The organism is Prevotella sp. E13-17 (assembly GCF_022024035.1).
In the GTDB taxonomy this organism is placed as follows: Bacteria; Bacteroidota; Bacteroidia; order Bacteroidales; family Bacteroidaceae; genus Prevotella.
Map to the genome: position 1 here is coordinate 296,439 of NZ_CP091787.1, position 16,198 is coordinate 312,636.

Annotated in this window: 12 protein-coding genes; 9 read left to right on the forward strand and 3 right to left on the reverse strand. The window is 52.7% G+C overall.

Annotated features, from left to right (window positions below; all coding sequences use genetic code 11):
• Window positions 1-13: 13 nt before the first annotated feature.
• A complete protein-coding gene (gene sufD / locus L6472_RS00915; RefSeq protein WP_237806347.1) occupies window positions 14-1,369 on the forward strand; it encodes a Fe-S cluster assembly protein SufD in 1,356 nt (451 codons plus the stop codon).
• Window positions 1,370-1,786: 417 nt separating this feature from the next.
• On the opposite strand, the gene L6472_RS00920 is transcribed toward sufD, so the two are convergent.
• Entirely contained in the window at window positions 1,787-4,213 is a 2,427-nt protein-coding gene (locus L6472_RS00920; protein WP_237806349.1) for an NPCBM/NEW2 domain-containing protein, read from the reverse strand.
• Between the two features lie 174 nt (window positions 4,214-4,387).
• Here L6472_RS00920 and L6472_RS00925 point away from each other — a divergent pair, with 174 nt between their 5' ends.
• The gene (locus L6472_RS00925) at window positions 4,388-5,608 is read left to right on the forward strand and encodes an aminotransferase class V-fold PLP-dependent enzyme (RefSeq protein WP_237806351.1); all 1,221 of its coding nucleotides are present in this window, start codon (window positions 4,388-4,390) and stop codon (window positions 5,606-5,608) included.
• Window positions 5,609-5,688: 80 nt separating this feature from the next.
• On the opposite strand, the gene L6472_RS00930 is transcribed toward L6472_RS00925, so the two are convergent.
• Window positions 5,689-5,952, reverse strand: coding sequence for an ATP-binding protein (locus tag L6472_RS00930; RefSeq protein WP_237806353.1), 264 nt, complete (start codon window positions 5,950-5,952; stop codon window positions 5,689-5,691).
• Window positions 5,953-6,093: 141 nt separating this feature from the next.
• Here L6472_RS00930 and L6472_RS00935 point away from each other — a divergent pair, with 141 nt between their 5' ends.
• From L6472_RS00935 to gpmI, 6 genes are all read left to right on the forward strand, one after another.
• Entirely contained in the window at window positions 6,094-6,720 is a 627-nt protein-coding gene (locus L6472_RS00935; protein ID WP_237806355.1) for a ribonuclease HII, read from the forward strand.
• Window positions 6,721-6,776: 56 nt separating this feature from the next.
• Complete coding sequence (locus tag L6472_RS00940) at window positions 6,777-7,679, forward strand: WYL domain-containing protein (protein ID WP_237806357.1); 903 nt, start codon at window positions 6,777-6,779, stop codon at window positions 7,677-7,679.
• Window positions 7,676-9,070, forward strand: coding sequence for a glycoside hydrolase family 105 protein (locus L6472_RS00945; RefSeq protein ID WP_237806359.1), 1,395 nt, complete (start codon window positions 7,676-7,678; stop codon window positions 9,068-9,070). Before L6472_RS00940 ends, L6472_RS00945 begins: the two co-directional genes overlap by 4 nt.
• Window positions 9,051-12,041, forward strand: a complete 2,991-nt coding sequence (locus tag L6472_RS00950) for a DUF6250 domain-containing protein (RefSeq protein ID WP_237806362.1) — start codon at window positions 9,051-9,053, stop codon at window positions 12,039-12,041. The genes L6472_RS00945 and L6472_RS00950 overlap by 20 nt, the downstream gene beginning before the upstream one ends.
• 23 nt (window positions 12,042-12,064) lie before the next feature.
• Window positions 12,065-12,727, forward strand: a complete 663-nt coding sequence (locus L6472_RS00955; protein WP_237806364.1) for a DUF4923 family protein — start codon at window positions 12,065-12,067, stop codon at window positions 12,725-12,727.
• 288 nt (window positions 12,728-13,015) lie between these two features.
• Entirely contained in the window at window positions 13,016-14,536 is a 1,521-nt protein-coding gene (gene gpmI / locus L6472_RS00960; protein ID WP_237806366.1) for a 2,3-bisphosphoglycerate-independent phosphoglycerate mutase, read from the forward strand.
• A gap of 77 nt (window positions 14,537-14,613) precedes the next feature.
• On the opposite strand, the gene L6472_RS00965 is transcribed toward gpmI, so the two are convergent.
• Complete coding sequence (locus tag L6472_RS00965) at window positions 14,614-15,363, reverse strand: hypothetical protein (protein WP_237806368.1); 750 nt, start codon at window positions 15,361-15,363, stop codon at window positions 14,614-14,616.
• 144 nt (window positions 15,364-15,507) lie between these two features.
• On the opposite strand from L6472_RS00965, the gene L6472_RS00970 reads away from it, so the two are divergent.
• A complete protein-coding gene (locus tag L6472_RS00970) occupies window positions 15,508-16,173 on the forward strand; it encodes a uracil-DNA glycosylase (RefSeq protein ID WP_237806370.1) in 666 nt (221 codons plus the stop codon).
• Window positions 16,174-16,198: the final 25 nt, after the last annotated feature.

Consider the following 16,198-nt stretch of genomic DNA (forward strand, 5'->3'; position numbering starts at 1 on the left):
TACCACACTTGATATGCAGTCTGAACAACAATATATAGAATTATATAAGGAGGCACGCGAGCTGATTTTCTCGCATGCCCCAGCGCCAATGAACGCTGTACGTGATGCGGCTTTCAACGACTTTGTGTCTGCTGGCTTTCCCAGCAAGAAGGTGGAGCGCTACAAATATACTGACATGCAGAAGCTCTTTGAGCCCGACTATGGTGTGAATCTTAGTCGTCTGCAGATACCAGTAGATCCCTACGAGGCTTTCCGTTGCGACGTACCCAACCTCAGCACCAGCCTCTATTTCGTGGTCAACGACATGTTCTATCACGACGATAAGCCAAAGGCGCATCTGCCCGAGGGCGTCATTATAGGTTCGCTGCGCGACTATCCCGAGGTGGTGGCTAAGTACTATGCCAAGTTGGCCAAGACTTCTGATGATGGCATCACGGCGCTCAACACCATGTTGGCGCAGGATGGCATGCTGGTCTATGTGCCCAAGAACCTCAAGGTGGATCGTGCCATTCAGGTCATCAACATCCTCAAGGCCACTCCACAGAATGCACAGCGACAGGTGCCCAATCTGATGGTGAACCGTCGTGTGCTGATTGTGCTCGAAGAGGGTGCCGAGGTGAAGATGCTGTTCTGCGACCATGCTGCCGATGACCGTCATTTTCTGGCCACGCAAGTCATCGAGGCATTCGTTGGCGAGAACGCTTCTCTTGACCTCTATTGCATGGAAGAGACACACCATAAGAATGTTCGTGTGAGCAATGTCTATATCGACCAGCAAGCCAACAGCCGCGTGAACCATAACGTGATCACCCTTCACAATGGCATTACGCGCAATCGCCTTGACTTGACCTTCAATGGCGAGGGTGCCGAGTGCCAGTGCTATGGTTGCGTGATAGCCGACAAGCAGCAGCATGTGGACAACAACACGCTGATCACCCATCGCGTGCCCCACTGCACTTCTAACGAACTCTACAAGTATGTGCTCGACGATAAGGCTGTGGGTGCCTTTGCCGGCAGGGTGCTGGTGGAGCATGGTGCACAAAAGACATCTTCGCAGATGACCAATCAGAACCTGACGGCCACCAAGGAGGCACGTATGTACACCCAGCCCATGCTCGAGATCTATGCCGACGACGTGAAGTGTGCACACGGCTCAAGCGTTGGTCAGCTCAACGATGCCGCCCTCTTCTATATGCGTCAGCGCGGCATTTCGCTACAGGAAGCCAAACTACTCTTGCAGAATGCCTTCATCAACGAGGTCATCGACAAGATGCAACTCGAACCCCTTCGCGACCGTCTTCACTACTTAGTAGAGAAGCGTTTCCGCGGAGAACTGAACAAGTGTGAAGGCTGCAAACTCTGTCACTAATTGCACTTCCCCCTTGACGCGTCACAGACGTGCTGCTTTCCCGTAACCAAAGCGATGCTTTCGTTACGGGAAAGTTGTTTGTTTGCCGTAGCCCAAGTGGCACTTTCGTTACGTCAAACCATCGCTTTTATCAGATCAAAGTGCCACTTTTGCTTCGCAATAGTTATGCTTTTGAATCCTTTCCAGCCCTTGGAAATTCCCAATCCAGCCCTTAGAGACGCCCATTCTAGCCCCTGGAAATGATGAGTCCAGGGGCTAAAAACGAGTTTTCCAGGGGCTGGAATCAACACCATTGTTTTACTGTTGTCGTTTCATACGGCCCGTTTGACGGTTTAATACTTCCGCTCCAAGATGATGAAAGTGGCTGTATGAAGTCGTAGGAGGACTGCTCGGGATGTGGGGGGGAAAGAAAAAAGGTCATCTGCTGATGACCTTTTTCCCATTTGTTATGTATATGCCCGACTGCGGCTTGGCTGTTTCTCTGCCGTTCAGATCGAAATACTTGTCGCTGTGCATCAAGTTTGTTGTCGTCCCCTTCTGCGTGTCTTTGATTGCCGAAGGCACAGGCGTGTTGCCCAATCTGAACAGTTTCACGCCGTGACTGGGCACCTTGGTCTTCAGCGTGCCGCTGACGGTGCCCACATCCTTCTTTGCCCAAATGTCGTAAAGCGGGATGTCTTCGTCGGCCGAATATCCAAACTGTGTCAGGTCAACATCATAGCTGTCGTTCTTTGTGACATAGAAGAAAAACTCCATGGTAGTCCCCGTGGTCGATGGGTTGTCTTTGTCGCAGCTGGAATCATAGCCGCATAGTGCCCTGAAGGTTTTGAACTGATGCCCCTCTGGCAGGTTGTAAACTAAGGTACACTGACCGTTGAGGCCCAGTCCTGTCTCATAATTCTTGCCATCCACGCACAGTGTGTTTCCTTCCACATTCTTGTTGACGTGCAAAGAGCCCCACTCCGCGCTATACGAATCATGCTTTAAGGTGGTCAACGAAGTCTCGTTTCCATCGGCATCAATCAAGACTGGGTTAATCAGATTGGCACGGTCGTAGGCAAAGCCATCGCCATAGTTGCTCACAAAGATCTTCAGTTGCTCGGCATCTGTAATGTCGGCTTCAAGCACTTTCGACTTGGTGCCGGTGCGTGAGATAAGACCAGAGCGTGCGGCATAGTCCTCTTGTTCGTCGGTCAATGGGTTTTGGTCGAACACCATAAACCTGACAGAGGTTGTGGCGCCCGTCTGTCCGATGCCAGAGTCATCGGCTGCAGCCATTGCTTTAAAACGAACCACATCCATGTTGTCGGGTATCGTGAAGAAGATAGCCGCATTGGCATCTGTCGAGAAACCGCGATCATAGGTCGTGCCCATCACCTTCATCTTTCCACCATGGTCCACGTTCTTGTTCTCATACACGCGGTTAAAGTACGACTTGGTGTATTGACGCGTCTTGTAGGTGCCGGTCAGTTCAACCTCAGTCCCGTCTCGCAGCACCAGTGTGGGGTTGATCCAGTCGCCGTGATCGTAGTTAAAGTTGTCGCCGCCGTCGTCAACAACCAGAACCAGGGTCTTGGCTCCCTCGGGCCATTCGATGTCAACATTGACAGCATGGCCGTCGGTCGTGTAGGCCACAGTCTCCGACTTGTAGAGCGCCTTGTTGCCTACGATCCACCGGTTGTTGTCGCGTTGGAAGAGAGCCAGCCAGCGGTTGCCAGTCACAGGGTCTTCCGACGTCCAAGTCACTCGCCCGTTGTCCTCGTCGTTGTCCACCTGATGCGCATGGATTCCATATTTATGCATGCGGTGATACTCCTCGTTGTTCAGCAGTGACAGCGTGAAAGCGTCATTCTTGGTCATCTCGCCACCGAAGAATAATGGCGAGTGACAGATGCCCCATAGTGTCATCATGGTCATCTGTTCGTTCTGTGTCAGCTGGGTCCATCGCCCGTTGTTGGCGTTCGTAAATCCTTGGTCGCCAATCGTCATGGCTATTTGTCCCAGTGGCAGCATGTCGCAGTCAGCATAATTGCCTGGTTGGGCATACTTGCTCCACTCGTTGGCTTCGTTGAAGACGGCATCCACAGCGCTCCAGTTGTCCCACAAGTCGTCCATCATGCGCCACATGTTGGCATTCTGCAGACACTCTTCGGCATACTGATATTGAGTCTTTCCGGGTGATAGCGACAGAACGATGGGACGCCCTGTCTGATCTATAGCCTTACGGATCATGTGAATCTCATCCGTGTAGAACGGTCTGCTCAGGTCGTCGATCTTCAGGAAGTCCACGCCCCATTCGGCATACAGATCCATGATAGAGTTATAGTACAGCTGACCAGCCTCGTTGTTTCTCACCAGCAGGTTGTCCTTTAGCCAAGTGCAAGGCGATGTGGTGCCATTGTAAACCTGCGACCAGGCAGTCTGCTCGCTTCCCTTCAGCTTGTAGCTGCTGCCTACCACCGATTTGGGAACGCCGCGCATGATGTGGATTCCGAATTTCAATCCCATCTTGTGAATCTTGTCGGCCAGCGCCTTAAAACCTTCGTTCTTGCCGTTGACCATGCACGAAGGGAAACGAGTAGGCGAGGGTAGGTATCGGCCGTATTCATCGATCACGTAGCCCTGGTCGCCGCGCTGGTTGTAGTTGCCGCCGCCCAGTGAGGGGTGGTTGCAGTACCAGCGTATGTCAACCACGACATACTCCCATCCGTGGCGCACCAGGTCGTTGTCAACCAGGTACTGTGCATTTTGCAGAACCTCTTTTTCTGTAACCGATGAGTAGTAGCAGTCCCATGAGTTCCAACCCATAGGGGGCGTCATTGCCCAAGTGCGAAAAGTTGCCATTTCTTCTTGCGCTGTCAAAGTGTTCAGCATAAGAAATAAGGAAATGATTGTTAATGTTAGCTTTTTCATCTCGTAAATAGTTTTGTAGTTTTCGTTGCAAAAGTACTAAATTGTTTGCAAATTGCGCATCGTTTTCGCCTTTTATTTGTACTTTTGCATGCAAAATTAATAAGGATGTACGATATAGATAAGATACGTGAAGACTTCCCCATATTGCAAAGGGAAGTATATGGAAAACCTCTGGTCTATCTGGATAATGCGGCTACCACGCAGAAGCCCCTTTGTGTGCTCGATGCCATGCGCGACGAGTATCTCAACGTGAATGCCAATGTGCATCGTGGTGTGCACTACCTTTCGCAGCAGGCCACCGATCTGCACGAGGCTGCTCGTGAGACGGTGCGCCGGTTTATCAATGCGCGCAAGGTTGAAGAGGTCGTCTTTACTCGTGGCACCACCGAGGCTATCAATCTCGTGGCGTCGTCGTTCTGCGAGTCACAGATGCAGGCTGGCGACGAGGTGCTGGTCACTGAGATGGAGCATCACTCCAACATCGTGTCGTGGCAGCTGCAGGCCATGAAGCGCGGCATCGTGGTGAAGCACGTGCCCATCACGGATGATGGCATCCTCTGCTTGGACCAGTTGGAAACGCTTCTCACCGAGAAGACCAAGATGGTCAGCGTGGCTCACGTCAGCAATGTGCTGGGTACGGTCAATCCCGTAGAACAAATCATCCGTGTGGCACATGCCCATGGCATCCCAGTGCTGGTCGATGGCGCCCAGAGCGCTCCCCACATGGCGATAGATGTGCAGGCCATGGACTGCGACTTCTTTGCCTTTAGCGGTCATAAGATGTATGGTCCGACGGGCATCGGTGTGCTTTATGGCAAAGAAGAGTGGCTCGAGAAGTTGCCTCCCTATCAGGGCGGTGGCGAGATGATCGACAAGGTGACGTGGGAGAAGACCACCTTCGAGCGCCTGCCTTTTAAGTTTGAGGCTGGCACCCCCGACTATGTGGCCACCCATGGGCTGGCCAAGGCCATCGACTATATCGACTCTGTTGGCTTCGAGGCTATCCAGCAGCATGAGCAGGCACTCACCCGCTACTGCATGGAACAGCTGATGACCATTGAAGGCATGAAGATCTATGGTCCGCAAGATGCCTCTGTGAAAGATGCCGTGGTCAGCTTCAATGTGGGCGACATTCACCATCTGGACATGGGCACCCTGCTCGACCGTCTGGGTATCGCTGTCCGCACAGGGCATCATTGTGCTCAGCCACTGATGAGTCGGCTGGACATCAGCGGCACTGTTCGGGCATCGTTTGCGATGTATAACACCCAAAAAGAAGTGGATGCCCTCGTCGAAGGCATCCACCGGGTGGCAAAAATGTTCTGACTCCTTTCTTCTCTCCCCGAGGGGAGAGACAAAAAAGCTTCCTCAAGTCTGGGGAGGCTTTTTTGTTGCAGAATGTTTAATTATAGTTTTTCGCGGCATTTCAATACGGCAGCAACAAACCAAGTGAGGCATAAGGCTTTCACGGGGACTGCACAGTCGGGGAATACGGTCATCAGGAAGGCCGCTTGCGCATTGAGCAGATGCAGCGTCTGTTTCACGTTGAGCTTTCTGCCCAGCACGCTGCCATAGTATTGCGCCAGTTTCTCCAAAGGTTGGATGATGGCGGCATGGAGGTTCATCACTGTGTTCATTTTCTCTTCGCGGATCATTAGTTCTGTATTCATAATGCTATGTTTTTGTTTTCTTTCTGGGTGCAAAATAAGGAAGTAAGAGTGCAATATAAGTTCACAAAAGAAACTTTTTGTGTTAAAAATGCAGGTTTTTAATTATTTTTAGTATTTTTGTAGCCTAAAACGAAGAGAACAATGTTGCTTAACCATTACTACGAAGGATTAGTAGAGGCTGGTTGCGATGAGGCTGGCCGTGGTTGTTTGGCAGGCAGTGTCTATGCAGCAGCTGTCATCCTGCCCCCCGATTACCAGAATGAACTGTTGAACGACTCTAAGCAACTGAGCGAGAAACGGCGCTATGCGTTGCGCGAGCAGATCGAGCGTGATGCTGTTGCGTGGGCAGTAGGCATCGTCACGCCCGAAGAGATAGACCATATTAATATTTTAAATGCCTCTATCCTGGCCATGCACCGCGCCCTCGATCAACTGCAGGTGCGCCCGCAGGCCGTCATTGTCGATGGCAACCGTTTTAAGTCCTATAAGGATCCCGCCAGTGGATCCCTGCTTCCCCATACTACTATCGTAAAAGGTGATGGCAAATATCTTGCCATTGCTGCCGCGTCTATTCTGGCTAAGACCTATCGCGACGACTATATGAACCAATTGGCCGAGGCCTATCCTCAGTACGACTGGAGGTCAAACAAGGGCTATCCCACCAAGAAACATCGCGAGGCCATCCGTCAGTATGGCACTACGCCCTATCATCGTATGAGCTATAACCTGTTGGGCGACGGACAACTGAGCCTCCCGTTTGACGAGTAAGCATCCCGACCGATGCCTGCAGACCACCGTTCTATTCATGACTAGCAACCGAGATAATGAGACACGATAAACTGGAAAGAGAGCTGCGACTACTACTGCTGCTCATCGAGAACCATCACTATACGGTGGCGGATATCTGCAATAAGATAGATATATCGCGCCGCAATCTGTATTATTATTTAGAGTCGTTCAAGTTTATGGGCTTCCACGTAGAGAACAACAAACCCTACTACCGCATACGTAAAGACTCTCCATGGTTCAAGAAGTTCGACGCTGCCGTGCATTTCACCGAAGATGAGGCCATCCTGATGCGCCATATCCTAGACAAGACCGGCGACGACAGTCAGCAGATGCAGCGCCTGAAGCAGAAGCTGGACAAACTCTACGATCTGGACATCCTCGACAATGTGGAGCTCCGTGAACAGGTGGGGCGCAATGTCTCTTCCATCTATGATGCCATCAAGCAGAAACGTACGGTGGTGTTGGAGGGCTATTCTTCGGCCAACAGCAACACGCTTAGCAATCGTCTGGTGGAGCCGTTCCTCTTCTTGAATGGCAATCAGGAGGTGCGCTGCTTTGAGATATCCTCCAAGATGAACAAGACGTTCAAGCTGTCGCGTGTGCAGGACGTGAAAATCCTGGACCTGTTTTGGGAGTACGAGAAGTTCCATCGCGAGATGCTGACCGACATCTTTATGTTCAGCAGCGAGAGCCAACAGCTCGTCAAACTGCGTCTGGGACGACTATCCTCCAGCCTGCTTCGCGAAGAATACCCACAGAGCGAACGCTATATTGAACCCGATGGCGACGACCATTGGCTGGTGGAACTGCCCGTCAGCTCGTTCAAGGGCGTCGGACGCTTCGTGTTAGGACTCTTGGAAGACATTGAGGTGCTGGAGAACGACGACTTTAAAGACTATCTGCGACAGAGAATACAAACTATGAAACAACGACTATGAACAAATTAAAAACAAATCTCATCCTGTTGGCTTTGGCCTGTGGCACTGCAGTGATGGCCCAGCAAGTCAACGACTCAAACACACCGCTTCACCTGATGAAGCCTGCTTACAGATGCGGTTACGGTGTGCCCGAGGCCGCAATGGTGAAGCAAACCATGGACCGCGTGCTCCACTATCTGCAACAATCTACGCCGGCCGTGCTCGAAGATAGTAAGACACACCGCGAAATCACCAATCTAAAGACCATCAACGAGCACACACAGTTGCGTCGTGGCGACTTCCGACTGACCAGCTATGAGTGGGGTGTCACCTATTCGGCCATGCTGGCAGCCTACCGCGCAACCGGCGATGTCGCCTATCGGGATTATGTTTATGAGCGTTATCGCCTCTTGGCGGCTGCCGCTCCCTATTTCGCACGGCTTTGTCAGCAGGGCAAGAAGATTGACCCAGTGATGCGCAAGGTCGTCGATCCACAGGCACTCGATGATGCCGGTGCTGTCTGCTCGTCGATGATTAAAGCCTGCGTGGCCGACAAGTCACTGCGGTTGGAGGCACTTATCGATAACTATACCTCTTATATATTAAATAAAGAGTATCGACTTGGCGATGGCACCTTTGCCCGTTTGCGCCCTCAGCATAACACCTTGTGGCTCGACGATATGTTCATGGGCATCCCCACCGTGGCTGATATGGGCCTCTATACGGGTGATGCGAGATACTACGACCAGGCTGCAGCACAGGTGTTGCAGTTTGCCCAGCGCATGTTTGTGCCCGAGAAACAGCTGTTCCGTCATGGATGGGTGGAGGACATGAATCCCCATCCCGCCTATCACTGGGGCCGTGCCAATGGCTGGGCCATCCTCACCCTTTGCGAGGTGCTCGATGTGTTGCCTCAGCAGCATCCTCAGCGTCAGGCTATTCTCAAACTGCTGCAACAGCATGCCGAAGGACTGGCTCGCCTTCAGGGCATTGATGGCTACTGGCATCAGTTGCTCGATCGCCCCGAAACCTACGAGGAGACTTCTTGCACCGCCATCTTTACCTACAGTCTGGCACATGCCATCAACAATGGGTGGCTCGATGCCAAAGCCTATGGACCGATAGTCATGCTCGGTTGGCATGCTGTCGAGAAGGCTGTCAACGACCGCGGTCAGGTGACCGGCGTCTGTGTAGGCACAGGTATGGGCTTCGATGCTGCCTTCTATGCCTATCGTCCTGTCCATGTCATGGCTGCCCACGGCTATGGTCCCGTCATCTGGGCCGGTGCCGAAGTGCTCAGTCTCCTGCAGTCACAGCATCCCAAGATGAACGACAGTGCCGTGCATTTCTATGATCAAGAGATCAATACCGATGAACCAATCTTCAGCGTCGATGGAAAAACGGATTTTTAGTTTGCTGTTTTCTGTGGTCTGTGCGTTGATGGTTCATGCGCAGTCGGGGCTGGATGCTCGCTCGTTCAAGAAATACTGGATGGTGGAATCAGAGGCTCCCGACTACCGTTTGTCGTTCTCTGGCGACACCTGTGAGCTGGTTGCCCCTAAGGGATTGACCCTTTGGCGCAAGCAGGCGGTGAAGCAGGGCATGGCTGTGGAGTACGATGTGCTTGTCACCGACGACCGTCTGAGCGATATGAACCTCTTCTGGATGGCCAGCGACCCAGCAGCAACGTCTGTTTTTAAGAACATGAACCAGCGGCAAGGTGTGTTCAAGAACTGCTATCAGCTGCAGATGTACTACCTGGGCTATGGCGGTAACTATAACTCCACCACGCGCTTCCGTCGCTATATGGGCGGTGGTGAGGTGCCTCCAGTCTGGAAGGAATATACCGATGGTGCCCACCTGTTGCGCTCGGGCCATTGGTATCACTGGCGTGTGGAGAGTACCCGCGAGGGGCGGACCCGCATCTTTGTCGATGGCGAACTGCTGGTTGACTACCTCGATCCTACCCCCTTGACCAGAGGTTGGTTTGGTTTCCGCACCACACTCTCTCGTGTCCGACTGACCAACTTCCGCATTGAGACGCTTCCTGCGCAGTCCGAAGTGCCCCTGCACTGGATTGGCGTTACCCCCACGGTGCCCCAACCCGTCACCTTTGGCGTGCCTTTCGCTCAGGGCGAACTGAAGAAGACTGCCGATGCCAGCCAGTTTGCCGACGCCGACTGCTGGCCTTTGGCTTGCTGGCCCGACGGTTCTGTCAAGTGGATGGGCGTGTCGGGCGTCTTCCCAGTAGCAAAGTCGGGTGCCCTCACCGTGAAAGATATGGGCCGTCAACTCTATATTGCCAACCAGCATCTGCAGGTTTTCATACCTAAGCAAGGCAGCCATTTCATTGACAGTCTGCTGATTGATGGTCTGAAGGTGGGCAGCAGTGCCACCCTGGTAGCCTCCACCACCAGCAGCCATTACACCGCAGAGATAGAGAGTGCTACGTTCGAACGGGTGGGAAAGGTGTCTGCCGTCGTGAAAGTGACGGGGCACCATGGCGGAAATGATGGTCGTCGCTGGTTGCCTTTTACCCTCCGCCTCTATGTTTGGCAAGGCAGTGACCAGATAAAACTTGTTCACTCCTTTATATATGACGGCGAACAGTCGCGCGATTTCATAACCTCATTGGGTGTTCGCTTCGGTGTGCCTATGCGCACCGAGACCTACAATCGTCATGTCGCCTTCGCAGTCGATGGCGACTCTCTGTGGCATGAGCCTGTACAACCGCTTGACGGTCGCCGGACATTGGATAAAGATGTCAACTGGCAGGCACGTCAGATGCAGTTCGAAAGTGTCCCAGCCAAGGAGACCTTCAGCGAGAAGGGTCAGACGCTGCTCAGCGAGTGGGCACAGTGGGACGGCTTCCGACTGTCGCAGCTCACCGACAATGCCTGGTCTATTCGCAAACGAGCCACCGACCGCACCCCATGGATTGGCACGCTGACCGGCTGTCGTGCGTCAGGACAAGTATTCGTGGGTGATACCGATGGAGGCTTGAACGTCCGTCTTTCAGATTTCTGGCAGAGCTATCCCTCCACCATTCAGGTGGACCGTGCCCGCAGCGACGAGGCTCAACTCACCATGTACCTTTGGTCGCCAGAGGCCGAGCCCATGAACCTGTGCCACTACGACACCATCGCTCACGGACTGTTGTCCAGCTATGAGGATGTGCAGGAGGGCATGAGCACCCCCTACGGCATTGGTCGCACCAGCGAACTGTGGTTGCTGCCCTACGCCGGAAAACCTCAATACGACGCTCAGAGGGGCGACTATCATCTGTTGCCTACGCCCGAATACTTGCACCGCAAGCGTGCCTTCGGCATATGGTCGCTGCCCACCAGGCACAGGGAAGTGGAACAGCGCCTTGACGACTATATCACCATCTTCCAGCGCGAGACAGAGCGCTGCAAGTGGTATGGCTTCTGGAACTATGGCGACGTGATGCATGCCTACGACGAAGAGCGCCATGAATGGCGCTATGATGTGGGTGGCTATGCCTGGGACAACACCGAACTGGCTTCGCCCATGTGGCTGTGGTACAGTTTTCTGCGTAGCGGACGGGCTGACATCTGGCGCATGGCAACGGCCATGACCCGCCACAACAGTGAGGTAGATACCTATCATATCGGGCCCTTTGCACCGCTTGGCAGTAGGCACAATGTGAGCCATTGGGGCTGCGGCGCCAAGGAGGCACGCATCTCGCAGTCGGCCTTCTTGCGTTTCTTCTACTACCTCACTGCCGATGAGCGCACTGGCGACCTGATGCATGCTCAGACCGACTGCGACACCTTGCTCTATCATTTGGACCCGATGCGTCTGGCTGAGCCTCGTTCGCTCTATCCCTGTCAGGCACCTGCCCGTCTGCGCATCGGTCCCGACTGGATGGCTTATGCCGGCAACTGGATGACGGAGTGGGAACGAACTGGCAATCGTCGCTATGCCGACAAGATCAAAACGGGGCTGCAGTCGATGGCCAATCTGAAGCATGGCCTCTTCACTGGCAATAAGGCGCTGGGCTATGATCCCGCCTCAGGGCGAATCACCTACGATGGTCCAGACAGTCTGCTGAACACCAACCACCTGTGTACCATCATGGGCGGCTTTGAAGTGATGAACGAGTTGATGGTCATGTTGCCTTCACCGCAGTTTGAAAGCACCTGGCTCGACCATGCCCGTCGTTACCGTGAGATGGCCATGAAGGTGAGCGGCAACAAGTTCCCCGTGCGTCGTCTCGACGCCTATGCTGCGTGGCGAGACCGCGATGTGGAGCGTCGCTCGCAGGTGTGGCAGTCGCTGCTGGCGCCCGCCCATGGCATCTCTACCAACGATGCCGCCCTGTGGTCGCTCGATGCTATCTATATGTTGGAAGTATTTTAACTCTTTAAATATTAAAAGCAACAATGAAAAAAAACATGATGATTTTGGCAGCTGCAGCCATGACGCTGGCAAGCTGCGGTTCGATTGCACTGAACCAGAATGCAACATCAACGGTTACTAACAATGCTACAACGGCTGCTACCAGCGTGTTGGGCAGTGTGTTGGAGGCGGCCACCAATGGACAGGCCCTGAGCAATATGTTTCAGAGTGTGCTGGGACTCGACAAGATGACCGAGAAGAGCATCGTTGGCACATGGAAGTACAGTTCTCCTGGTTGCGCCTTCACCTCTCAGCAGCTGTTGGCCCAGGCGGGTGGCGAGATTGCTGCCCAGCAGATCAAGGAGAAAATGTTGCCCACCTTCACCAAGTTGGGCGTGAAATCGTCAAACACCACCATCACGTTTAACGACGACAAGACCTTCTCGGCACAGTTTGCAGGCAAGAAACTCAGTGGTACCTACACCTTCGAACCTTCTACAGGTAAGGTGGTGCTGTCAACACTGCTGCTCAACATCACCTGCTATGCCAAGAAGAACGCCGATGGCATTGGCTTGCTGTTCGAGTCAACCAAGTTGCTCACGCTCTTCCAGACCATGTCTGCATTGAGTGGCAACAAGACCATGAGCACCATCAGCGACCTGTCTAAGAACTACGACGGTCTGCGCATGGGCTTCGACTTTAAGTAATTGACCCCATCGACGGTGCCACTTTGGGCTTGTTAAAGTGCCGCTTTGACAAGTCTAAAGTGGCACTTTTCTTGTGCTATAGCGCCACTTTGAGAAGTGAAAAGTGCCACGTTGACAATGCAATACGGCAGCTTCTGTCGTGGCAGATGAGGCTAATTGCACTAATTAACTTTAGAAAAAACAATTTCGGGGCCAAAGAATTTTTGCTATGTGGCGCAAAATGATTAATTTTGCACACTCAAACATATTGATACATAATTAAATAATATAAAAGCAAAGGAAATTGTTATGGCAAAGAAAGCGCTATTGATGATTCTCGATGGATGGGGAATCGGTAAGCATGGTAAGGGCGATGTGATCTTCAATACTCCCACACCTTATCTCGATTTGTTGACTGCCACTTCGGCTCACTCACAGTTGCAGGCTTCGGGTGAAGACGTTGGTCTGCCCGACGGACAGATGGGTAACTCTGAGGTTGGCCACCTGAACATCGGTGCCGGACGCATTGTTTATCAGGACTTGGTGAAGATTAACCGCGCCTGCAAGGATGGCTCTATCGTTGAGAACCCACAGGTGAAGGCTGCCTACACCTATGCAAAGGAGAACGGCAAGAAGCTGCACCTGATGGGACTCTGCTCTGATGGTGGTGTGCACTCAAGCCTCGACCACTTGTTCAAGCTCATCGAGGTGGGCAAACACTACGGTCTGAAGAACCAGACCTTCGTGCATTGCTTCATGGATGGTCGTGACACCGACCCCAAGAGCGGTAAGGGCTTTATTGAGCAGGTAACAAAGGTGTGTGCCGACAACGACGCTGCCATCGCCAGCATCATTGGTCGTTTCTATGCTATGGACCGCGACAAGCGCTGGGAGCGTGTGAAGGAGGGCTACGATCTCATCGTGAACGGCACAGGTAAGCAGGCTACTGACATGGTGAAAGCTGTAGAAGAGAGCTATGCAGAGGGAGTGACCGACGAGTTCATCAAGCCTATCCACAACAGTGCCGTGAACGGATGCATCGAGGAAGGTGATGTGGTGATCTTCATCAACTTCCGCAACGACCGTGCTAAGGAACTCACCATGGTACTGACTCAGCAGGATATGCCAGAGCAGGGCATGAAGACTATTCCCGGACTGCAGTACTACTGCATGACGCCATACGACGCCAGCTTCACCGGCGTCCACATCCTCTTCCCCAAGGAGAATGTGGAGAACACGCTGGGCGAGTATCTGTCACAGCAGGGTAAGAAGCAGTTGCACACTGCCGAGACCGAGAAATATGCACACGTCACCTTCTTCTTCAACGGTGGTCGCGAGCAGCCTTACGAGGGTGAGGACCGCATCTTGGTGCCCAGTCCTAAGGTGGCTACCTACGACCTGAAGCCTGAGATGAGTGCCTTCGAGGTGAAGGACAAACTGGTGGCTGCTATCAACGAGGCTAAGTACGACTTCATCGTCGTGAACTTCGCCAACGGTGATATGGTAGGTCATACGGGTGTTTACAATGCAATCGCTAAGGCTGTATGGGCTGTTGACAACTGTGTGAAGGACGTCATCGAGGCTGCAAAGGCCAACGACTATGAGGCTATCATCATTGCCGACCATGGTAATGCGGACAATGCCATCAACCCTGACGGCACACCTAACACAGCTCACTCGCTGAATCCCGTACCTTTCATCTACGTCACCAACAACAACTCGGCTACGGTGAAGGACGGTCGTCTGGCCGACGTGGCTCCTTCTATCCTCCACATCATGGGTCTGGAGAAGCCTGCCGACATGACTGGCGAGAACCTGATTCAGGATTAATCGTACATACCGACATAAAAAGAAAACGTGAGTCCCTTGATGGGGGCTCACGTTTTTATTTGGTATCAGTCGTATCATTAGTTTTCGATGGGGTTGTCTCCGTCTTTTTGCTCCGTTTCTTCACCAGCAGCAAGCGGTTGTTGTGGGGTGGGCGACGAGAGCGACTTACTTGCCAACAGCAATGCCACATAGCCAGTAATGGCGATGATGGCTGCCCAGATGATGACGTAGAGGGCAATGGTCACTGCCAGGCCGCCTATGAAATAGACCGCCAGTGTGAAACCGAAGTTGAGCCAGTCCTTGCCTCCTTTAATAGTGGCATAGACGGCAATGCCCACTTGCACCAGTTGGGGGATGAGAAACACGGTGACGGCCCAGTAGGGATGGCCCAGTGAGTACAGCCAGAAGGCTATCAACACGCTGATGGGTAGTCCGATGAGTCCCCATAGCCAGGAGCATTGGCGCTGCGCATGTTCGTTGGCCAGCTCAAGCGTACTCTTGAACAGTTTTACCTGATAGAAGAAGATGGTGATGATCAGTGCCCCGTTGATAATGGTCCACAGCCAGCCCACCTCGCTGGGTCTGACAAACCAGATACGCCTTTCGGCAAACAGAAACTGCGTCAGTTCTAAGATGCTGAGCACGATGAAGAGTCCTACCTGGGCATACATCGTGTTCCTGTTGCCGCTTTCTCGGTCTTTGCGGTTTACGTAGCCCGCAGCAATGAGCAGGAGACCAACGAGGTAGATGCCCCATACGGGCCATTCCCAGTCATGATGGAAGAAGAAGGTGTCTAGGTAGTTGGTAATACTGTCAAGGATGTTCATATCATTTGCGTTTAAGTTTGATGTTCAGTGTGCTGTTAGGTTGCAGCTTATCGTCGATGCAAATATACTACTTTTTGTTGAACAGACCATGATTATTGCGAAAAAGTTTGTAACTTTGTGGGCGAAACAGACACGACAAGAACGATGAACGTACAGATAGAGGAAACATGGAAACAATACTTGCAAGGTGAGTTTGAGAAGCCCTACTTCGCACAGTTGACCGATGGCGTGAGGCGCGAGTATCAGGCAGGCGCTTGTTATCCTCCAGGAAAACTGATCTTCAATGCCTTCAACCTGTGTCCGTTCGACCAGGTGAAGGTGGTCATCATCGGACAGGATCCCTACCATGAGCCGGGACAAGCACATGGACTGAGCTTTTCGGTGCAGGACGGTGTGCCGTTTCCACCTTCGCTGCAGAACATCTTTAAAGAGATACACGACGACCTGGGCACACCAATGCCTGTTTCGGGCGACCTGAGTCGCTGGGCACGTCAGGGGGTGTTGTTGCTCAATGCTACTCTGACGGTACGGGCACATCAGGCCAATAGTCATGCTGCGTTAGGATGGCAGCACTTCACCGATGCTGCAATCAAGGCATTGGCTTCGTCACGCGAGCATATAGTATATATGTTGTGGGGCGGCTTTGCCCGTTCAAAAGCAGCGATGATTGACCGCCATTCCAACTTGGTGTTGGAGTCTGTTCACCCTTCACCGCTCTCCGCCAACCGCGGTGGCTGGTTCGGTCAGCATCAGTTCTCGCGTTGCAACCAGTATCTCATCCAAACCGGACAGCAACCCATCAACTGGTAAACATAGTTTCTTCATTCTTCATTCT